This window comes from Paenibacillus alba (genome assembly GCF_013204855.1).
GTDB classification, from domain to species: domain Bacteria; phylum Bacillota; class Bacilli; order Paenibacillales; family NBRC-103111; genus Paenibacillus_E; species Paenibacillus_E alba.
In genome coordinates this window covers 19,448-38,945 of record NZ_JABMKZ010000003.1, presented here as the reverse complement: position 1 = coordinate 38,945, position 19,498 = coordinate 19,448, and the positions used below count along the sequence as shown (strand labels likewise).

General features: G+C 47.3%; 22 protein-coding genes. 6 read left to right on the top strand and 16 right to left on the bottom strand.

Annotated elements, in window-relative coordinates:
* Nucleotides 1-176: 176 nt before the first annotated feature.
* Nucleotides 177-602: an L-fucose mutarotase gene (fucU, locus tag HQN90_RS03745; RefSeq protein ID WP_173216541.1), complete on the bottom strand. Its 426-nt coding sequence runs from the start codon at nt 600-602 to the stop codon at nt 177-179.
* A gap of 124 nt (nt 603-726) precedes the next feature.
* Here fucU and HQN90_RS03740 point away from each other — a divergent pair, with 124 nt between their 5' ends.
* Nucleotides 727-1,743, top strand: a complete 1,017-nt coding sequence (locus tag HQN90_RS03740; RefSeq protein ID WP_173216540.1) for a LacI family DNA-binding transcriptional regulator — start codon at nt 727-729, stop codon at nt 1,741-1,743.
* Complete coding sequence (locus HQN90_RS03735) at nt 1,740-2,051, top strand: hypothetical protein (RefSeq protein ID WP_173216539.1); 312 nt, start codon at nt 1,740-1,742, stop codon at nt 2,049-2,051. Before HQN90_RS03740 ends, HQN90_RS03735 begins: the two co-directional genes overlap by 4 nt.
* A 470-nt stretch (nt 2,052-2,521) precedes the next feature.
* Here the strand turns inward: HQN90_RS03735 and HQN90_RS03730 are convergent, their stop codons facing one another.
* From HQN90_RS03730 to HQN90_RS03690, 9 genes are all read right to left on the bottom strand, one after another.
* Entirely contained in the window at nt 2,522-2,731 is a 210-nt protein-coding gene (locus HQN90_RS03730) for a hypothetical protein (protein WP_173216538.1), read from the bottom strand.
* A 16-nt stretch (nt 2,732-2,747) separates the two neighbouring features.
* Entirely contained in the window at nt 2,748-3,101 is a 354-nt protein-coding gene (locus tag HQN90_RS03725; protein WP_173217042.1) for a VOC family protein, read from the bottom strand.
* A gap of 98 nt (nt 3,102-3,199) precedes the next feature.
* Nucleotides 3,200-3,709 carry a methyltransferase gene (locus HQN90_RS03720; RefSeq protein WP_173216537.1) on the bottom strand — a complete coding sequence of 170 codons (510 nt, stop codon included), beginning with the start codon at nt 3,707-3,709 and terminating at the stop codon, nt 3,200-3,202.
* 38 nt (nt 3,710-3,747) lie between these two features.
* Nucleotides 3,748-4,593 (bottom strand): SDR family oxidoreductase, encoded by an 846-nt coding sequence (locus HQN90_RS03715; RefSeq protein ID WP_173216536.1) that lies wholly within the window; start codon nt 4,591-4,593, stop codon nt 3,748-3,750.
* Between the two features lie 125 nt (nt 4,594-4,718).
* The gene (locus HQN90_RS03710; RefSeq protein ID WP_216855196.1) at nt 4,719-6,515 is read right to left on the bottom strand and encodes a CBM96 family carbohydrate-binding protein; all 1,797 of its coding nucleotides are present in this window, start codon (nt 6,513-6,515) and stop codon (nt 4,719-4,721) included.
* Between the two features lie 118 nt (nt 6,516-6,633).
* Nucleotides 6,634-7,479, bottom strand: a complete 846-nt coding sequence (locus HQN90_RS03705; protein WP_173216534.1) for a helix-turn-helix domain-containing protein — start codon at nt 7,477-7,479, stop codon at nt 6,634-6,636.
* A gap of 191 nt (nt 7,480-7,670) precedes the next feature.
* Nucleotides 7,671-7,883: a twin-arginine translocase TatA/TatE family subunit gene (gene tatA / locus HQN90_RS03700; protein ID WP_173216533.1), complete on the bottom strand. Its 213-nt coding sequence runs from the start codon at nt 7,881-7,883 to the stop codon at nt 7,671-7,673.
* Between the two features lie 21 nt (nt 7,884-7,904).
* A complete protein-coding gene (locus tag HQN90_RS03695; protein WP_326075011.1) occupies nt 7,905-8,465 on the bottom strand; it encodes a RidA family protein in 561 nt (186 codons plus the stop codon).
* A 21-nt stretch (nt 8,466-8,486) separates the two neighbouring features.
* A complete protein-coding gene (locus HQN90_RS03690; RefSeq protein ID WP_173216532.1) occupies nt 8,487-10,094 on the bottom strand; it encodes a flavin monoamine oxidase family protein in 1,608 nt (535 codons plus the stop codon).
* Between the two features lie 224 nt (nt 10,095-10,318).
* Between HQN90_RS03690 and HQN90_RS03685 the strand changes: the two genes are divergently transcribed.
* The 4 genes from HQN90_RS03685 to HQN90_RS03670 all read left to right on the top strand — a co-directional run bounded on the left by HQN90_RS03685 (nt 10,319) and on the right by HQN90_RS03670 (nt 13,036).
* Entirely contained in the window at nt 10,319-10,549 is a 231-nt protein-coding gene (locus tag HQN90_RS03685) for a MerR family transcriptional regulator (protein WP_173216531.1), read from the top strand.
* Nucleotides 10,550-10,593: 44 nt separating this feature from the next.
* On the top strand, nt 10,594-11,352 hold the full coding sequence (gene tatC / locus HQN90_RS03680; protein ID WP_173216530.1) for a twin-arginine translocase subunit TatC: 759 nt from the start codon (nt 10,594-10,596) through the stop codon (nt 11,350-11,352).
* A gap of 82 nt (nt 11,353-11,434) precedes the next feature.
* Complete coding sequence (locus HQN90_RS03675; protein ID WP_173216529.1) at nt 11,435-12,322, top strand: LysR family transcriptional regulator; 888 nt, start codon at nt 11,435-11,437, stop codon at nt 12,320-12,322.
* Nucleotides 12,323-12,676: 354 nt separating this feature from the next.
* Nucleotides 12,677-13,036 (top strand): hypothetical protein, encoded by a 360-nt coding sequence (locus HQN90_RS03670; RefSeq protein ID WP_173216528.1) that lies wholly within the window; start codon nt 12,677-12,679, stop codon nt 13,034-13,036.
* A gap of 396 nt (nt 13,037-13,432) precedes the next feature.
* Here the strand turns inward: HQN90_RS03670 and HQN90_RS03665 are convergent, their stop codons facing one another.
* The 6 genes from HQN90_RS03665 to HQN90_RS03640 all read right to left on the bottom strand — a co-directional run bounded on the left by HQN90_RS03665 (nt 13,433) and on the right by HQN90_RS03640 (nt 19,343).
* The gene (locus HQN90_RS03665; RefSeq protein ID WP_173216527.1) at nt 13,433-14,419 is read right to left on the bottom strand and encodes an ROK family protein; all 987 of its coding nucleotides are present in this window, start codon (nt 14,417-14,419) and stop codon (nt 13,433-13,435) included.
* Between the two features lie 17 nt (nt 14,420-14,436).
* Nucleotides 14,437-15,117: an N-acetylmannosamine-6-phosphate 2-epimerase gene (locus tag HQN90_RS03660; RefSeq protein ID WP_173216526.1), complete on the bottom strand. Its 681-nt coding sequence runs from the start codon at nt 15,115-15,117 to the stop codon at nt 14,437-14,439.
* Entirely contained in the window at nt 15,114-16,043 is a 930-nt protein-coding gene (locus HQN90_RS03655) for a dihydrodipicolinate synthase family protein (RefSeq protein WP_173216525.1), read from the bottom strand. Before HQN90_RS03655 ends, HQN90_RS03660 begins: the two co-directional genes overlap by 4 nt.
* Nucleotides 16,044-16,081: 38 nt before the next feature.
* Nucleotides 16,082-16,975, bottom strand: a complete 894-nt coding sequence (locus tag HQN90_RS03650; RefSeq protein WP_173216524.1) for an ABC transporter permease subunit — start codon at nt 16,973-16,975, stop codon at nt 16,082-16,084.
* Nucleotides 16,976-16,984: 9 nt separating this feature from the next.
* A complete protein-coding gene (locus tag HQN90_RS03645) occupies nt 16,985-17,881 on the bottom strand; it encodes a carbohydrate ABC transporter permease (RefSeq protein ID WP_173216523.1) in 897 nt (298 codons plus the stop codon).
* 76 nt (nt 17,882-17,957) lie between these two features.
* Nucleotides 17,958-19,343: an ABC transporter substrate-binding protein gene (locus HQN90_RS03640; RefSeq protein WP_173216522.1), complete on the bottom strand. Its 1,386-nt coding sequence runs from the start codon at nt 19,341-19,343 to the stop codon at nt 17,958-17,960.
* Nucleotides 19,344-19,498: the final 155 nt, after the last annotated feature.

The window sequence follows — 19,498 nt, the reverse complement described above, 5'->3', positions numbered from 1 at the left end:
ATTATGGAAATCATGTCCAACATTACTTCTTTACGACTTCTTTACGCAAAAACACCCATCCCCATCGTTTTCGATGAGAACAGGTGTATGGACATTAAGACTTATTTCATTTGCTGCAATAAATTCTGCCGATTTCATCAGCACGATAGGCAATGTTAGAGTTATCGGTAATTCTTTTAATTCGAAATGACACCTTTTTTCAAAATGATATTGGCATACAACGCCTTCTCGCTCGTCGCTACAATCGCATACGCTTTCTTGGCGCGTTCATAGAAGGCAAACCTTTCGACATATTCAATGGCCGGAGGTGCATGTTTCCCGATGAGCTCTTCGTATACGCCCCAAATCGGAGTTTCTACTTGATCTCCCGGAACGACAGCCATTAGCGCGACAGGCTGTTCACTATATGTATCGAGGGGATACAAGGATAAAATCGCTTCCAATAGTTCCGGAACGCCATGCCCATCACAGCGCAGCAACCGGTTCGTATGACTTGCAGCAGGGAAATTGCCATCCGCTAGGATGATTTCATCCCCATGCCCCATCTCCATTAACACCTTCAAAAGCTCAGGCGACAGGATCGAAGGGATACCTTTCAGCATATTCAGAACCTCCTTGAAAAATGTGTGTTATCGATAACTCAAAATTAACAATTTTATACCTTGCTGTCAATCCTTAATTTCTATACAATAGACAAATAGAAAGACACGAAAAGGTAACGTAACGATGATTACAATTTATGATATCGCTGAAAAAGCCGGCGTCTCGGCCATGACCGTCTCTCGCGTCATTAACCAAACGGGACGAATCAGCGAGGCTACACGCAAGCGGGTGCGCAAAGTTATGGAAGATCTCAACTATATTCCAAACTCGATGGCTCGCAGCTTAGTCCTTCAGAAAACGAACATTCTTTCTTTGCTTATTACGGATATTACGAATCCGTTCTATACAACGCTTGCCCGCGGTGCGGAGGATGCAGCGCTTCGCGCGGGGTACCGCTTGCTTTTTGCCAATAGCGACGAGGATTACGCCAAAGAAAAAGGATACGTGGAGATGATTCTTTCCACGCGTGTGGATGGCGTGCTGTTCGCGCCAACCGGCGACCAATCGCTCGAGAATTTGCAGCAGCTGCAGAAGCATCAAATCCCCTTCGTCGTCTTGGATCGGGAAATACCGGAAATCGAGGCGGATCTCGTGCTGGGGGACAGCAAAGAAGGAGCTCGCAAGCTTGTTGACCATCTCATTGGCTTGGGCCATCGCCGCATCGCTTTAATCAATGGTTCGCCGGATGTGTCAACAGCTCGCTTGCGCTATACCGGCTATCGCGAAGCCCATTTGCTCAGCGGCTTGTCTGTCGAGGATTCCTTGGTCGTCCATCTGAATTACCGCGACTTCCACGACGAGACTGCGCTTGATGCCCTGCTGCACCATGAAAATCCGCCAACCGCTATCTTCGCGGCCAACAATATGCTGGCTGTAGGCATTATCCAATCGCTGCGGCACCGCGGCCTGCAAGTTCCGGGAGATATTTCGGTTGTTTGCTTTGACGATTTTGGCCCGGTAGACGCCATCAACCCCTTTTTGACAGTGGCCTCCCAACCCGCTTATCAATTCGGCTTGCTGGGCATGCAGCTGCTCATCGACCGGATCGAAGGGGATTCCGCGCAAGAGCATCGCAAGATGATTCTGCCCTCAGAGCTTTTAATTCGCGCATCGACACAACCGCCTAAGGAGAACCGATGAATACACATGTAGAGCAAGCCTTGCTTGCAACTTTAGCCAACTGGAAGGCCATGACTGCCTACCAAAGCGATGAGCAGGAAGCCGTTGCTGATCAATTCCAATCGTCCTTTTATGTTTTCATTGATGCGCTCCGTGAATGGGTGCTTGCCCTAGACCCCAAACCACGGACCCTAGATGAGCTGATGGCCATGGATACCATGCAGGAGATTGCCGAGCGGCTCCCTGGCCCGCTTCTTTTGAATTTTGAAACCGAAGCCGAGTTGATTATGGACAACGAACTGCGCGTTGATGAGGACAGCTATGATTGAGGTGGCGGCTTCGGCTTCCCCCGTCACCCCCAAAGGGAACTGTGGTCCTCTATTTCGTGCAAAACCGCCCATTTTCATGGCGTAAGGGAACTACGTTCCCCTATTTCACGGTTTATGCCCCCTTCAAGGGGGGAAACGCTCAAATAGCGTATCTCAGTTCCCTCTCACTCCCCAATCACCCCATTTACGAGTAATTAGCGTACCGTAGTTCCCTCCCACTCGTCACTCAGCCTTCTTTCCACGCATTTTCTGCTCAATAGTACCTTCCTACTCATCACTCACCCACTCTGCCACACAATTTCTGCTCTATAGTACCTTCTCGATCCACCCTCTCTACCACGCATTTTCCGCTCTCTATCCCCCTAACTCGTCACTCAGCCCGCTTTCCACGCATTTTCTGCTCAATAGTACCTTCCTACTCATCATCCTGCTTCTCTGCCATACACTTCCACTGACTTGTGCCTTCCCACTCACCCACCGTCTCTGCCACACATTTCCCGCACACAAATCCCCTCCCAATCACCATCCATCCACTTCCATACTGCCGCCCGCAGCTCCTCTTTTAAAGTAATCCCATTTACAGCATCAACACGTATATACAAAAAAGAACCATAAGCACCCGTGTATGTCACGAAGCTGCTATGGTTCTTTGTAATATTGCGGATCGAGAGCCCCTCCACACCTGTCGGGTCCTCCCTACTCTACATGAGCAAGGATATTGATTAGCTTGCCGAACGGGTCGCGCACATAGAAGCGACGCACGCCCCACGGTTCATTAACCGGACCATACAGGATCGAAACCCCAGCCTCCCGCATGCGCGTTAAAGCAGCATCGACATCGTCAACTTCAATCGACAGATCTGGTGTTGGCGTCCCAGACCCTCCCTGAGAAGCAAAACTAACTTGGACACTCATCTCTTCACTAGAGCCATAAGTTGCGATCCATCCATGATCCATAAGAATTTCCAGCCCGAGTATATCTTGGTAAAACTTTTTTGCTTCCTGCACATCCTGCGTCTCGATATTCGCAACAATACGTGTCACCTTCATCACTAATCCATCTCCTTTCAGCTGCAAAAAATAGACCTCCATCCCCAGGCTTGGAACACACGGAGTAGAGGCTTTCTTGGTGGCTTTGCAAGTTCGGCTTACACCGTTTTATCTACAAATGAAATCTGGTTCTGTTCGGCGAATTTCTTCAATCTTCCCGCCATTGCCGCAACGTCGAACCGATTCAACGTTTTGGTATATACCCAGCGCGGTGACTTGCCGTTCAAGTCAATAATGACTTGGCCTGGCGAATAAACAATCTCTTTGATATGACTTGGCGTCAGCACAAGCTCCCTGGCCAGCCCTCTCTTGGAGAGGCTTGTCTTCGAAACTTTCAAATAAGGCCGACGAACAAAATAGATAAAAACACCAACAACCAAATAAGCGGAAGTCGTATACCAATACATGGTATCACCATCTGTTTTCGTCAACGTGGCAAGCAAAAAGATCGAAATCAGTATAAAAAACAGCGCAAGCATAATGCTGCGGCCTTTAAATACTTCAGGGCGATCCGGATCTGTGGAAATAGGTGCAATCCCCTTTTTAGAGCGATCCTTGTTGATTTTTTTCGAGTTTTTACTAACCATTCTTTCCCACTTGCGAGACATTCATTTCACTCCTCAACATATCTGCTTTGCTTTTTGCTTCATTTCAACACCCTTTGTAACACGCCTTCATACCACTTCCATGGCAAAAGACTTCTTGCCCGCAGCCCCAGCTTCACGCCCCGCCCCAGCGGATATCGCAGCTTAGGACGAGGATTGTCCACAATCCTGGCGATTTCATCAGCGACTTCCTGCGGATCAGGCGCATGGGCTGCGGCTTTGCGAGAATAGATCAGCATTCGGCTGAGCAGCTTCCAATACGGAGATTCCTCCGTAGTATGAACAGCCTCGAATCCTTTTCGCCAAATGTCGGTCTTGTAAGCGCCGGGCTCCACCAATACGACACGAACACCAAAAGGCAGCATTTCTAGGCGAAGCGACTCGCTAAAGCCTTCAATTGCGAATTTCGATGCACTGTATGGCGCATAGCCCGGAAAAGCGGAGAGTCCACTCACGCTGCTTACATTCACAATACAGCCGGATTTCTGTACGCGCATGTGAGGAAGGACGGCTTTGGTCATCGCGATGACGCCGAATACATTCGTTTCGAACTGCGCTCTCCACGCGTCCATTGGCACATCTTCCACATAGCCGCCAACAGCATAACCTGCATTGTTGATAAGCGCATCCATTCTTCCATATGTATACATGATATCAGAAACAGCCTGTTCAATCGAGCTATGATTGGTCACATCAATCTGCACCGTCTCCACGCAGTCCTTGACGCCAACTTGTTCCGCTTGTTCGAGCAAAAGTCCGCTTTTGCCAAGATCACGCATAGACGCAACAACCTGATACCCCTTTCGAGCTAAAGCTATAGCTGTCAAGAGGCCAAATCCACTCGATGCGCCTGTCACAAGCGCGACAGGTTTACTGAAATGATCCATAGCCGCCCTCCAAATTTCTCTCATTCCTTCATATTCCCATACTCCTCACACAATGTCGATATGAAAAAGAATTTCCACACCAAAAAGCCGGAGCGCTGCCGCCCCGGCCCTTCCCTATGATGCCATTAGTTCACGTTGTTGTTGTATAAATTTCCGCCGCCTGTACGCGTATCATTCACTGCCTTTGTACCCGTTGCCGCGCTTGTCGCAAAGACGACATATCCACTCGAATTGTCCAAGTTTACCGTATTGTTGTTAAACGAATTGTTCGTGCCCGTTGCATAGTCAGTTCCATGCGTGCGAACCTGGAAAGCATCCAGGATGTTCGCATTGCCGTTACGATAGCCTTGATTATAGCGAACAATCGTATTTACTCCTTTTACATCAACAAAGCTGTCTGCGCTGTTCTCACCACTGATGCCGGTTCCGTTAAACGTGCAATATTCAATAATCGTACCGCTGGCGCCTTCTTTGACATCAATATGCTCAGCCGTAATGCCGCCATTGAAATTCGTATGGCTAATGACATTGCCTGTCACCACATGCTCGTAGTTGGAACTGGAATCTGATCCTACATAAGCGCCTTCGCCATAACCCGCCTGATACTTCCCTGTATCGTAGATCAACGAATATTCCAGCGTATTGTAGGAACTTCCATCACGGAAATGCACACCTTCATCCCCTACATTGTGAACGTTGACATTGTTCAAAAGATTGCGGTTCCCATTGTCAATGATGATCCCCTTTTGCGCATTCGTCACTTCGATATCGCGAATTTGCCAGTAGTCACCGGTCAAGTGAATCCCGTAGGAACCATCGTTCACATTCGCCCCTTTCAGGATAGCGGGATTGGCGGCATCACAGCTTTTCAAGATGATGGGGTTGGCGGACGTTCCATTTTTATCGGAGAAAAATAGACCTTGCCCGCCTGGATCACCGCTGGTTGAACGATTGCCGACATAAGTGCCTGGCGCAATGGAAATGACCGTGCCAGCCGTCGCATTTTTCAGGGCATTTTGAATAGCCGTTGTTGTATTCAGGGCATTCGAGCAGCTTGGCGGTGCTGTTCCTCCAGTTGTTGTAACATTAATGCTGCTGCTTTGTGCCGAAACATTCCCGGCTGCATCCTTCGCTTTGAGATAATAGCTATAAACGGTTGAGGCGGTTAAACCCGTGTCGCTGGTCGAAGTGCCGCTGACGCTTTTGAGGAAAACGCCATTCCGGTACACATCATATCCGGTCACGCCAACGTTATCGGAAGAAGCGCTCCAGTTCAAATTAATTTGACTGCTGGACGCTGCCGTGCCTGTCAATCCCGTCGGAACCGTAGGCGCCTGCGTATCTCCCGTAGTACCTCCGCCGCTCACGACGACAAGCTGCGGCTTGTTCGCAGCATTTTCACTGCTGTTTAGCGTTGTATATTTCCCTACGCTTTCTTGCAAGGCAAACGAAACAACTGCATCCCCAGCTGCTTCTGCCGTTACGTAGGAAGTCACGTCAATCTCGTTGTATGTGTCTGTTGTGTTAATGGGTACACTGCCTGCGGAACTGCCAACCGCTGGTTTGTTATTCCAAGTGATGGCTGACTGTGTCCAGCTGTCCGTCGTCTGATAAGCCGAAAGCACAGTCGAGGAGGAAGCGCTGCCATAAATACGCAGTTTGGCACTTGTCACCCCAGTCAAGCCTGTTAGGTTAAATTTCAGAAAGGTAAGGCGAGCTGCGCTAGGATCATTTTTGACATAGAGCGATGTCGCTGTCCCAAAATTGGAAGCCGCATTCCCTTGGTGCACGTAAGAATCATCCGATGGGCTGAGCGTAGTCGTAGCTGCGCTGGCAACCGTCGGGACGGCCATAACGATTAAGGATGATATCAAGGTAATCACCCCTGATCTACCTGTGAAACTTGCGAATTGTTTGATCACACGAATCATTCCTCCTATAAGTTCTATTTTGGACAACGCTTACATTTCTCAGTATAAAAGATTGCAAAGCATCCATGTGCCAGTCTATTGCCCTAAATTTGCACTGTGTTGCGGTTATTTAGAGCTGCATGCGGTAAACTCTGGGTGTTATTCCTAAGACAGCTTTGAACACCCGACAGAAATAGGAGCCATTCAGAAATCCAACCTCTTGAGCTATGAAGCTCGCCGTTTTCGTTGTCGTTTCAAGCAGCAGGCATGCTTCCTTTAATCTGCGCGAGATAATAAACTCCGTGATGGAGCTGCCTGTCGACTGCCGAAACATATGTGATAAATAATACGTAGACAAATGTAGGTCCTCAGACATCCTGCTCAGATCAAATTTCTCTTTGTAGTGAAGCTCAATCCACTCGATCATTTGCATGGCTGTATGACTGAAACGCGGTTTGCCCGCATCTTCCTTGCCTTTATAAATTTCCTTCTCATACGGCTCAAGATGCCGAAGAATAGACAACAGGCAGAGGATAAATTCTTCTTGCTGCTTGTTAGCGGGAACGTTCTTAAGCTTTGTATTCAAATTCTCAAACAGATTGGCAACATGCTGTTGCTGCGGCAAAGCTTGACATGTTAATTCCTTCTTCCAAAGAATGTTAAACCATTTGCGGATACCGTTAAAAGCCAGCAGCGCACCATCCAGCTTATATGGATCAAACATGAGGATGGAACGGATGAAAGGTCCTTTCATTTGTATGCGATGCAGTTGAAACGGCTGAAATACAAGCAATGTACCAGGTTCTATGCTGAGCAATTGCTTGTTCACTTCCACAGTTCCATGACCTTCGAAGACAAATAGAAATTCCATACAAGGATGAGCATGATAAATTTCCCAAGCCTGCTTGCGACAACACTTATAGTGATTGAGATGAAATGGTTCTTTCCTTACATCAACACTTGTGCTTAACTTCAACAGCCATCCCTCCAGACTCCGGATAATGGAATGATTTGGACGTTCCATCGTGAGCACACTTTACCACAACTGTGCCAGGAATGATTGTGTAAATCCAAGGCTTTCCAGTGTTTTTTACGCATGAAAAAAGCCTGCATCCAACTGCTCGCCAGCTTGGGAGCATTCCTGGATACAGGCTAACGGATCATGGGCTAAACGTTGGATTTCTCCATCCGTTTATCGGAAGGTTCGATGTGTTCAGGCACTTCTTTGCCCTCGCCGACAAGCTCCCGGGCTGAGTTTTTAAACTCATGCAGCGTACGGCCTACTGCGCGACCAAGCTCTGGCAGCTTGGAGGGTCCAAACAAGACAAGAACAACAACTAAGATTAGCATGAGACCTGGAAACCCAATATTTTGCAGCATAAACACATCATCTCCGTTTCGTTAGTCTTGATTATGGCGTTTCGGATATACCGCTACAGCTTCAATCTCAATAAGCCAATCGGCGCTAACGAGACCTGCGACACCAACCGTGGAACGAGCCGGCTTGACAGGATTCGCTTCATTGCCGAAAAATTGCGCATAAGCGTCAAACCAGCCTTGATAGTCGAATTTGCCTTCTTTGGCAGCATCCGCCGTTATATAGACGCGGAGATAAGCAACGTCGGCAAGCGTAAGTCCCTTCTCTTTCAACTGCTTCTCAATTTCTTTCAGAATGCCAATTCCTTGCGTTTTCGTGTCACCGTAACGCTCATACACCGTTTTACCCTCTTTATTCAAAACAGGAGGCACCGTTCCGCTTGTGAATAAAGAAGCTGAGCCGGCCGGGACGGATACACCGGAAGATATGGAGGAGGCAGGACTTCCATAAAACTCCACTTCATTAATCGGCTCCGCTGGATACTTGCTGGACTTTTCCGCGCCAGCCGCATAGGCGCTAACACAGATGAGGCATGAACCAATCGTGACTGCCGCAATTGTCTTCACTTTTTTCGTTATCATCATCGTTCATCGCTCCTCAATCGTCTACTCTTTCATGACACGCTCGTGAATTTCAGTGACCACTTTCCTTGCAGACTCAATAGCGCCAGCTTGCCAAGCAGTGATATAGCTGATATGCTCGCCAGCCAAGTAGATTCGGCCATCCGGCTTACACAGCGTTGGGTAATACGTTTTGCGGTCATCCGCCGTATAAGAAGCCCATCCGCCCAAGTTATATTTGATTTTCTTCCAATCGATAGAGAAAGAAGCTTCGAACTCTTGATAATATTGGGGATGAATTTTGGCCCCTTGGCTTAAAGCATAATCCTCCCTTTGGGCAGGCGTCATTTTACCAAGCTTGTCAGCATTGCCACCGAAAGCATAATAACCTAACAGGATGCCTTTTTTGGCAAAATAATCGTTCGGCGGGTAATAAATACTGGAAATATCCATATTCGTCAGCGAGCTTCCGCCATAGATGTACTCGTCTTCCTCCCAGAATCGACGTTTGAATTGGAGACCAATTTTGCCGGCGGAGGCGTAGCTGATTTTGGAAATCGCCGTTGACATTTCAGCAGAGAAATCTGCCTTAATATCCTTAAGGACAGGCAGCGGAATTGTACATATACAAAAGTCTCCGGCAACTTCCTTGCCTGCGCCGCTGCTCAAATCTTTGTATAGAATACGCACCCCGTCGGAAGACTGCTTAATTTCCTGTACTTCCGCATGGAATTCAATGCGGTCTCCGACCCGCTTCTCAAAGGCTTTGGCAATTTGATCCATCCCGCCAACCGGGTGGAACATCATCATTTGTTGATCATAGCTGTATTCGCTGCTAAAAAATTGTCCAAAACCGGAATTAATAATGGCTTTTAAACTAAATGGATCTTTGCGCACACCCGAATCGAACTTCCCGCCTGGTTCCTCTGTATAGCCAGCTCTTTCTGAGCCTTTGTAGAACAGATCCGCATTCAGATCCCCTTCCGTTTTCAAATAAGTCACTAGCTTCGCTTTCTCATCTGTAGTTAGCGGCAGATCCAACGCCTTCTGATTGACTGCCTTAGCCAGCATCTCGGCCACATACCCCCTCACATCCGCTTTCGCTTGACGTTTGGGAACTTTCACGCCCGACAACTCGCCCACATTCTCGTTATAGTAATAGCCGCTCTCATTCACATTGTTAAATGGCTCGATCGCAACGCCAAATTTACGAGCATAATCCAGCGTCACATGAAACTGCGGGATCCGCATCGGCCCTGCATTGAAAAACATCCCATTATCAAAACGCGCAACCTGCTTGCTGCCTCCAAGCTCCGTTACGGTTGTCCCTCGGCGAACAGACCAAGCTCTACCGCCTGAGCGAGCTCTGGCTTCCAAAATCGTGCACTGATACCCTGCCATACCCAGCTCATAAGCAGCCGTCATGCCAGCAATCCCTGCACCTAGAATGATAACCTTTTTCCCATTACGGTTCGTTGAAGTGAGATCAAAACCGGAAGGCGGGGTGTAATCCGCCGCTTTCATCGTTTCCGGAGATAACAGACCCAATGTTCCCATAACGCTAAAAAGTGCGGCTGACCCTCCTATTTTGCCGACTGTAGTTAAAAATTCTCTACGTGTAATCTCATTTTCTTTGATCGGTGTCTTCTCCATGCTTCCATCTCCTCGATTAAGTTAGGATAAACCGCTCCTTAACCGTACCAGCAGATGACGTATCCGTCAGCATTACATGTAAGATTACATTACATAAATTATAATTATACCTAGATAAGAACGGCTTATTTGATCAAATCAAGGCTTTGGTGATAGAGTTATCTCACACAAACGTCACATTAAAGTCATTTTATCTAACATAACAGAAAGGTTGGATGATGCCTATGTCGATGACGAAGAAGAAAGTGATTCAGATCGGTGTGGTAAGCGAATTGACAGGATTATCGGAGAGACAGATTCGGTACTATGAGGATCGCAAACTCGTTTTCCCAGATAGAAGCAAAGGAGGCGTTCGGAAATATTCGTTCGAGGATATTCAGACCATTATGGACATTCACACAAAGTTAACCAATGGCTACCATACGGTTGAATTAAAGCGTATGCTTGGATGCTAAGTTCATTATAGCGATATCTACCCCTAGCTCAGGAGGTGTCTGTGATGCCAATCAAAGAAATGATGTCTCTCACCCAACATTTATCTGAACTGCGAACACGCATCATTCGCGTGCTGATCGTACTTATTTTAACCATGATTGCTGGCTTTTTGGCCGCCCGTAAGATTCTCCTCTATTTCAAGCAAACTCCGCCGGCATCGGATATGGCTTGGCATGTCTTTTCCCCCATGGATGGCATTCGCCTCTATATGATGATTGCTTTTGTCATTTCCCTCACTCTTACCTTGCCTTTTATCCTGTATCAAATCTGGGGCTTCGTTAAGCAAGGTCTGACCAAGGAAGAACAAACTGCTGCACTCCGTTATATTCCTTATAGCTTATTGTGCTTCATCATCGGTTTAACATTTTCCTATTTTATTGTTTTCCCGATGTGCATGGCCTTCACGGTCTCCATTACCGAGAACCTTGGTTTAACCCAAACCTACGGGGTTGCCCCATATTTTAGCTTCATGCTGAATATTATCCTGCCATTATCCACAGCTTTTGAACTCCCCATCATCGTGATGTTTCTTACTAGGCTGAAAGTGTTGAATCCAAAGCTGCTTCATCAGTTTCGCAGATACGCCTATCTTCTGCTTGTGGTCACAGCCAGTCTCATCTCTCCGCCTGATTTAATCTCTCACCTTATGGTCGCTATTCCCTTGTTCGCCTTGTATGAAATAAGCGTCTTGCTGTCTCGTTTGGTCAATAAAGCTCAAATGAAGGAGCAAAGCATACGGAATGTAGAATACGGCGTCTCTTAAAATAGGGCTTCTCTATCATTGCTTAGGATCGGCTTTTGGGATATATTTACGTCATCAAATAGCTTCCCAATAAAGGAGAACTATGCGGATTGAACAACTGATCTATATGATTGAGATTAATCAAACTGGCTCTATCTCCCTTGCCGCCGAAAAGCTGCACGTCTCCCAGCCCAATATTAGCCAAGCTATTGTCAATTTGGAAGATGAACTTGGCGTCAAGTTATTTAATCGTTCACGTTATGGGGCCGTCCCGACGGAAGAAGGCAAATTAATCATTAGCAAAGCGGAAGAAATTATTCATAAAGTAGAGGAACTCCGCGAGACGGCCGGATTTCAAGCCAACCATCTCTCAGGATCCCTCTCCATCGCTTCCGTACCAAGCTTATGTTTAAGCGTGCTGCCTCCAACCTTAGCTGTATTCAAAGCGAAACACACGGGCGTTGAACTTGTCATGACGGTGCTGGATTATCCCCAAATTAAACAAGAAGTTCAATCTGGCAAAGTGGATATTGGATTAATTGCTGAGTCTCGGAATTATGAAGATCGGACGACGACGTTCATCAGAGAATTTTTGCTGGAGAGCCGGATCATGGCCTGTGTGGGGAAAAACTCAAAGTTTGCTCATCGGACAAGCCTTTCATTCGAAGAGCTTGTTCATCAACCCCTTCTCTTAAATTCGGAATTTCTCATTAACAAGTTGAAAAAGTATGGAGAGCCTAATATTTTATTCAAGCTGGGGAATTCAGAAGCGTCCAAACGAATCATTGCCGAGAGTATTGCCATTGGATTTTATACGGAAATTGGCTTAAAATATGATCCTTATGTTCAAACAGGCAGCATTGTGCCCTTAGAAATCACTGGCGAGGATATGGATGTTATCTTCAGCACCTTGCGATTAAAAGGGCGCCATCAATCCCTCGCTTGCAAAGAGTTTATCAAAGAATTGAAAGCAATCATTACGACATTGTAATATCCAAGTCCACACTTGCAGCTGCATGCACAACATGCATATCCAACCGACGTATGCAGCCCCCTCTTATCCTCGCTCTTCCAACTGCAATCTTTTTCTGCACCATTAAGAAATAGTCATAACTGCCTCCGCCTTCGCATAGTATATATAGTTGCTTATTACTGAAAGCACAATGAAAAGTTGCTGAAAACAACTACTTACACCTATTTGAAGGGATGCTGATTTCGTATTCTTACACTAGAAAAAATCCATTTTATTGAGACTCGGTGCATCAACCCGCAGGATGCAATCATTATTCGTCTACTGACAGAGGGCATTGCCCCTCACGAAATCGTTTATTTGAAGAAAAGCTCATTGGATGCAAAAAATCAATTACTTGCTGTAACGGATGCAATAGGAGCCAAAAGATTCGTACATATCTCCAAAGCTTGCCTCGAACTTTATCAAAGCGCTCTCCGGCAAACGACATATTCCCTGAATCCCGGAGACCTTTCAAATAAGCAAAGATCTGCCGAGTTGCGCGACAGCGACTACCTGATCAAGGTAAGCATGCAGGATTATATCGCGAATCGGAGTATGATCACGGAAATGGATTCCGTTATTTTACGCACGATTTACATGCGACTTCGGCGCTTGGCAGACTTTTTCTCAACACCTGAGCTCACCTATTTGACCACAGTCAAACTGGAACTCAAGCAGGTTGTCCATGCTTAGCAGCTAATAATAATAGAGGCCGCTTGGCCTTTTTTTACTATATTAGTACGTACAAAAGAAAACCAAAAGAAAACCAAAAAAACCGCTCCGAGTTCAATGGTTGCTCGACGCTTCCATTTTACCAAGGTTTGGTTTCTTTTGGCTTTCGCAAATTCGGCTGGCTCAGCTTGCATTTGCGGGGATGCGGCCTTTTTTGCCAGTTGAGCCTGCCTTTTCGGCAGGCTCAGAGCAGATTCGGCACTTTCTCCCCGCTGAGACTGCCTTTTTGGCTAGCTCAGCTTGCATTTGCGGGGATGCGGCCTTTTCCGCCAGTTGAGCCTGCCTTTTCGGCAGGCTCAGAGCGGATTCGGTGCTTTCCCCCTGCTGAGACTGCCTTTTGGGCTGGCTCAGCCTACCTCAACGCAGGCTCGATGCCTTAACGAAAGGATACTCCCAGATTTGCAGCGCAGCGCCAATCATCCCACTCCAATTGCCATGGTACGCCAATTCGATTTGAACGCCCTCTCGCATCGAAGGCATGGATCTGCGTGTCACTTCGTTCCGGATCCCATCGAGCAACGGCCCCCCCGCCTCAGCGACCCCGCCGCCAATCACGATTAATGCCGGATTGAACATATGGATGAATGACGCCATTGCGGCGCCAAGCGCAGCTATCGTCTCATTCATAATTTCCGTTGCCGTAACATCCCCTGCCCGCCAGCGCGCAAACACCATGCGAGAATCCAATGATTCCTCCCGGCTTCCGATTTGCGCCAGCCGTTCCAGCATACGCCGAGCTATATTCGTTCCTGACGCATACTGCTCAAGGCAGCCGATCCCACCGCAAAGGCAGGGCAGACCGTTAAAATCTACGGACAGGTGGCCTAACTCTCCCCCTGCTCCCCAACACCCGTGAACCAGTTGACCATTCACAACAATAGCTCCGCCAACGCCAGTCCCCAGCGCCAGACAAAGGAAATGATCCACAGCTTTGCCTGCTCCAAGATGCTTCTCTGTCAAAGCCAATACGTTTACATCGTTGTCCACGATCGTTGGCAACGCAAACCACTTCTGCAGCAAGCTGCGAAGTGGAGTCCCCGCATAGCCGGGGAGGATATCGGAAGCTGAACGAATGCTGCCTTCCTCCCAATCGACTTGACCGGCACTGCCTACGCCAATTCCTTTGTAGCGAAGATTTGGCTGCTTCGCACTTGCTTCAGCAATCAATTGTTGAATGGCTTGCTGCACGCGATCGGCGGTGTTCACCTGACCGGCGCATGTCGCTAGGCTGACGGTGTGCAGCACCTCGCCCTGCGAATTGACTACACCGGCATTAATTTTCGTTCCGCCGATATCAACACCAATGGCATAGTCCGAATCCGGATCATGAAGGTTCATTTCCATGGATTATCCCCCTGCCCCTAAAGATTGCGCAATGCTTGAACATAACGTGCGGTAATTAATTGCGGCCTAGTAATGGCGCTCCCCACCACGACGTAGGCTGCCCCAGTTGCCAACGCTTTAGCGGCATCCTCTGGTGTCCAAATACGTCCTTCAGCAACAACAGGGACTTTCACTTTCTCTACTAACTGCCGAAGCAGCTCAAAATCCGGCTCCTCAGCCTGCCTGCTGTAAGAGGTATAGCCGGAAAGGGTGGTGCCGATGTAGTCCACACCCAATTGCTCCGCTGCAAGTCCTTCATCCAGTGTAGAAATATCCGCCATAACGGCGACCCCCATCTCGTGGGCATAGGCAATGAGCGGTTTTACTGCATCCAATCGGCCTTCTCGATCCGTCACATCCAAAGCAACAATGTCCGCTCCTGCCATCACAATTGCCTTCACTTCATCTATCGTTGGCGTAATGAATATGTCCGACCCTTCGATATCCTTTTTGATAAGACCAATGACAGGCACATCCACCTCTTGTTTGATCTTGACAATATCGACAACTCCATTCGTCCGAATGCCTATCGCACCCGCACTTACCGCTGCTCTTGCCATTTTGGCCATCGTATCTCCACCATGAAGCGGCTCATCAGCAAGCGCCTGACAAGAGACAATTAATCCTTTGACCGTAAAAATATCGCGAGGTCCGTTCATTCTTGTACGACCCCTTCAGCTTGCGAAATATAGCTTAAGATCCGCTGGTTTAATTTCTCTACACGCTTCAATTCAGAAGCTGGGATGGGCAGCAGCGGCAGCCTTGGTTCGCCGGTATCATAGCCACGAAGTTTTAAAATAGCTTTGCAAGCTCCATATAAGGATGGGAAGGATAGCAATTCGACTATAAGCTCATTAACGATAAACTGCCATTTCTGAGCCTCGGCCATTTGCCCTTGGACATAGCAGCTTTCGATTTTCAGAAAAAGCTCAGGCATAACGCCATAAGTACCGCCGATTCCTCCATCTGCGCCTATGCTTCGCCCAGCCAAGTATTGTTCGTCAGGACCATTAAGGACCAAGAAATCTTTCCCTCCGGCAGCCTTGAACTGCTGCAGCTCAAAGGTGCTTTCGGCTGAGATTTTGACACCGATGACTTTGTCTTGTTCCGCCATTTTGACGAGAAGACTCTTCGATAATTGGAAGCCCGTCGTTTGTGGAATATGGTAAATAATGAATGGCAGATCGGTACTGTCAACGATCTCTTGCCAATGTGTTTCCACACTTTGAGGCGATAGCCGGTAATAAATGGCCGGCACAGCAGACACCGCATGAGCCCCTACAGCTTCGGCATGGCGAGCCAGCTCTACACTGTCACGGGTAGCAGCAGCACCGACATGCGCGATAATCGTCAGCTCTTGGCCAACTTCTGCCACAACAGACTCCAACATTTGCTTGCGTTCTTCCACCGATTGCAGCATGCCTTCTCCTGAACTTCCTCCTACATACAGCCCTTTGACACCTGACTTGGCATAGTAACGCGCTAGTTGTCGCGCAGCTTTTTGATCAATGTCACCTGCCTCGTTATAGCTTGAATACATGGCAATCGTTATCCCTTTAAAGCGTTCTAAGTCATAGGTTTTCATTATGTTCCTACCTCCGAGTTTTTTTCTCTCTTCGTTCATTACCCTTTTACAGCACCCATCGTAATCCCTTGTGTAAATGCTTTCTGGAAGATGAGGAATATCGCAATCATCGGCACGGAAGCCAGTGCCGCACCTGCCATCAACACGCCATAGTTGGTCAAAAATTCACTTTGCGTCGTCATCATAGAGACACCAAGCGGAAGTGTCATCATGGACGTGGAGCGCACCATAATCAGTTGGCTGAAATAGTCATTCCATGAAGCAATAAAGGTGAAAATAGCCAAAGCACCCAAAGCAGGCTTAAGCAGCGGCAAAACAATCGTTGAAAACAAGCGGATTTCTGAGCAGCCATCCATCTTCGCCGCCTCAATCAATTCGCCTGGAATGGTTTGCGCGAACTGCTTCATCAGGAACACGCCAAACGGCCAGCCGATCGCCGGCAGAATGAGTCCATGGTACGTATTGACCCAACCGAAGTTAGCCAACATGGTAAACAGCGGAACAAGAATAACTTGCTTAGGCAGTGCCATCGCTGCAATAAACATCGTGAAGATGATTTTTCTGCCGGGAAATAATTTCTTGGCAAGCACATAGCCAGCCGTCGAAGAAACAAGGCACACCGCCGCCATTTCAACGATAGATATGATAAAACTGTTCAGCGTCCAGCGCCAAATCGGGTTTTTGAACAGTTCCAGCCAGTTGCTCAAGGTCGGTTTAAGCGGGAACCACTCCGGCGGAATGGCTGTCGCTACCGTTTGAATTTTAAAAGCTCCTGTCACAATCCAATAAAACGGAAAGATAAAAACTAGCGTCGATATCAGCAACAAAACAGTAGAAAGCACCTTCATCGGGGTCCATTCTCGTTTTAAACTGTTTTTGCTTTTGCGCCTAAGCTGTTGGGAATGTACTTGCACATGTGCATTTGATGTCATGGTGACCTCCTAGTACTCTACATCGCTGCCGAAATATTTGAATTGGATCGTCGAGATGATTCCGATCACGATCGCCAACAGAATGCCCATCGCGGAAGCAATTCCGAAGTGCCCGAGTAGAAACGCTTGTTCATATACGCCGTACATGACAGTGGATGTGCTATACACAGGACCACCTGATGTTAGCAATTGGATGAGCGCGAAGCACTGAAACGTATTAATCGTAGTAATAACAATGACGTAGAGATTGGTCGGCATCAGCATCGGCCACACGATTTTCAAGAAAATCTGCCATGGTGTTGCACGGTCGATTTCCGCTGCCTCCATATAGGAAGTGGGAATGTTGCCCAACGAAGCGACATACAGAATGATCGGCTGGCCGACCGATGTGGTGATTAAAACAGCTATGATGGCTAATAGAGCAGTTCTCGTATCGCCTAACCAGGATATAGGCTCAAACCCAAGCATGCCTGTCAAATAATTGAGAATCCCATAGTTTGGATGATAAATCCATCCCCAAACGACCGTAATGCTTACGACCGAAGATACAGCCGGCAAATAAAAAACGCCTCTGAAAAATGATCTGGACAATTCCTTCATTTTATAAATGTTAACAGCCACGAATACGGAAAACACAATGACGATAGGAACCGCAATAACGACAAGCAATATCGTATTTCGCATGGACTTCAGGAACGTTTCGTTATGAAATAAAGAGACATAATTATCTAGTCCAACGAAGTCAAAATTCCGCAGTGAATAATCAAAAAAACTAATATAAACGCCTCTTAGCATCGGATATGCGACAAAAACTAGAAAAAATCCAAACGCTGGAAGTAAAAAGAGATAGCTCATCAGCCAGTCGCGTATGACAAATTTTCTCGATTTGCTAACCGTTGCCTCCATTTCCTTCTCCCCATTTCATGTGTTTAGTGAAAGGAGCAGCGCTGCTTGCTACGCTACTCCAATCTCCAAATTTGCTTTATTTTTGATTTTGCGCTTTCGCTTTGGCAATCGCATCATTCGCTTTAGCGGCAAAGGCATCCAAAGCTTCTTTGCCTGTTGCTCCGCCAGTAAGAGCACGTTGCAATTCTGGGAACCAGAATGTGCGAATTTCTGCATAACCGTCTGCAATGGTTGGAGGATCCGTGATGAATTGACGTGCCAGATCGGCATATTTGTATTCCGGATCATTATATAGTCCTGTAATGGATGTACGAGCCGACAATCCACCCGTTTGAATGATGTTTTTCTTACCCCAAACCGGATCGTTCACGACGAAGTCAATAAATTTCTTCGATGCGGCAATTTTATCGGCATTGCCGTTATTGAAAATCGCTAAACCGCCAAGGAATGGCTCTAATTTAGGCTTCGATCCATCAAGCGTAGGGAATGGCAGCAGCACATCGTCAAACTGCACTTTTTTGTTCGCCACATTCTGAGCTTTGAGAACCGGTGAATAATTCAGTGTGAACGCCAACTTACCTTGCAGGAACAAGTCATTCACATCGGCAGCAGCGAGGGAAGCAGCTCCGGCTACACTGATTTTGTCTTTGGTAGCTTTCACAACCCAATCCAAGGCTTTGCCGGCATTCTCGGTATTAATCGCTACTTTGCTGTTATCCTCCGTCAAAAATCTGGAGACACCCAAGTTAGCCAAGTAGGCGCGTGTTCCTTGATCACCTGCTGTACTTTTTGCGAAGAATCCGGTCGGAATGATCTCCGGCGCTTTTTCTTTAACCGCGTTCAAGGCTTTCTCATATTCCGCGACTGTCCATGTACGATCCGGTCTGCTTAATGGAAGCAAGTCAAGAGCGCCGATTTTCTCAAATACGGTCTTGTTGACAGCCATCATGAATGGACCTGTGTTCAAAGGATACATGACAATCTGGTCGCCCACGGTGGATTGCTTCCAGAAAGCTGGAGCAATATCGTTCTTGATGTCTGCGGGTATGATGTCATTCAGTGGAGCTAGAAGCTTCTTCTTCCCCCAGTCGATAATACGACCTGGAGCGTCATAGATAACGTCAGGCGCTGTATTGGAGGAGATAGCCACGTTCAGTTTCTGAGGACCACCATCAAAGGTGATCATTTCCAGATTAACTTTAATTTCAGGATGTTTTTCATTGAAGGCAGCAATGATTTGTTTCTCGTATTTGCCAACTTCGCCATCTAACGTTTGGAAGTTAGGGAAGTTCCACCATGTAATCTCTACAGGCTTGGCAGCCGCTTGGGTTGCCGCAGGCTTCTGAGCATCTTGTGTGGCTGCAGGCTTATTCTGATCAGTCGTATTGGAACATGCTACTAGCTGTGATCCTACAAGCGCGACGCCTAAAACTGTCATTAACCCTTTTTTCATTGCCCTCATCTAAGTACCCCCGTGAATTTATTGGAATAGTAAATTGCTCTCATTCCTTGCACCTAGCATAAGGCAGAATGAAAATCGATAGAATCCCCGAGTTTTTACTTCCATGGTCGTATTCTGACCTGTTTGTTTACCTAACATTTACAATCACGATTTAT

Bases quoted from the DNA above. Each gene is read 5' to 3' on its own strand.
- HQN90_RS03665 (WP_173216527.1), bottom strand. From the start codon at position 14,419: ATGGAAATGAACCTTCATGATCCGGATTCGGACTATGCCATTGGTGTT.
- HQN90_RS03735 (WP_173216539.1), top strand. From the start codon at position 1,740: ATGAATACACATGTAGAGCAAGCCTTGCTTGCAACTTTAGCCAACTGG.
- HQN90_RS03640 (WP_173216522.1), bottom strand. From the start codon at position 19,343: ATGAGGGCAATGAAAAAAGGGTTAATGACAGTTTTAGGCGTCGCGCTT.
- HQN90_RS03740 (WP_173216540.1), top strand. From the start codon at position 727: ATGATTACAATTTATGATATCGCTGAAAAAGCCGGCGTCTCGGCCATG.
- HQN90_RS03685 (WP_173216531.1), top strand. From the start codon at position 10,319: ATGTCGATGACGAAGAAGAAAGTGATTCAGATCGGTGTGGTAAGCGAA.
- HQN90_RS03715 (WP_173216536.1), bottom strand. From the start codon at position 4,593: ATGGATCATTTCAGTAAACCTGTCGCGCTTGTGACAGGCGCATCGAGT.
- HQN90_RS03675 (WP_173216529.1), top strand. From the start codon at position 11,435: ATGCGGATTGAACAACTGATCTATATGATTGAGATTAATCAAACTGGC.
- HQN90_RS03720 (WP_173216537.1), bottom strand. From the start codon at position 3,709: ATGTCTCGCAAGTGGGAAAGAATGGTTAGTAAAAACTCGAAAAAAATC.
- HQN90_RS03660 (WP_173216526.1), bottom strand. From the start codon at position 15,117: ATGAACGGACCTCGCGATATTTTTACGGTCAAAGGATTAATTGTCTCT.
- HQN90_RS03725 (WP_173217042.1), bottom strand. From the start codon at position 3,101: ATGAAGGTGACACGTATTGTTGCGAATATCGAGACGCAGGATGTGCAG.
- fucU (WP_173216541.1), bottom strand. From the start codon at position 602: ATGCTGAAAGGTATCCCTTCGATCCTGTCGCCTGAGCTTTTGAAGGTG.
- tatC (WP_173216530.1), top strand. From the start codon at position 10,594: ATGCCAATCAAAGAAATGATGTCTCTCACCCAACATTTATCTGAACTG.
- HQN90_RS03695 (WP_326075011.1), bottom strand. From the start codon at position 8,465: ATGATGATAACGAAAAAAGTGAAGACAATTGCGGCAGTCACGATTGGT.
- HQN90_RS03655 (WP_173216525.1), bottom strand. From the start codon at position 16,043: ATGAAAACCTATGACTTAGAACGCTTTAAAGGGATAACGATTGCCATG.
- HQN90_RS03645 (WP_173216523.1), bottom strand. From the start codon at position 17,881: ATGGAGGCAACGGTTAGCAAATCGAGAAAATTTGTCATACGCGACTGG.
- tatA (WP_173216533.1), bottom strand. From the start codon at position 7,883: ATGCTGCAAAATATTGGGTTTCCAGGTCTCATGCTAATCTTAGTTGTT.
- HQN90_RS03650 (WP_173216524.1), bottom strand. From the start codon at position 16,975: ATGACATCAAATGCACATGTGCAAGTACATTCCCAACAGCTTAGGCGC.
- HQN90_RS03690 (WP_173216532.1), bottom strand. From the start codon at position 10,094: ATGGAGAAGACACCGATCAAAGAAAATGAGATTACACGTAGAGAATTT.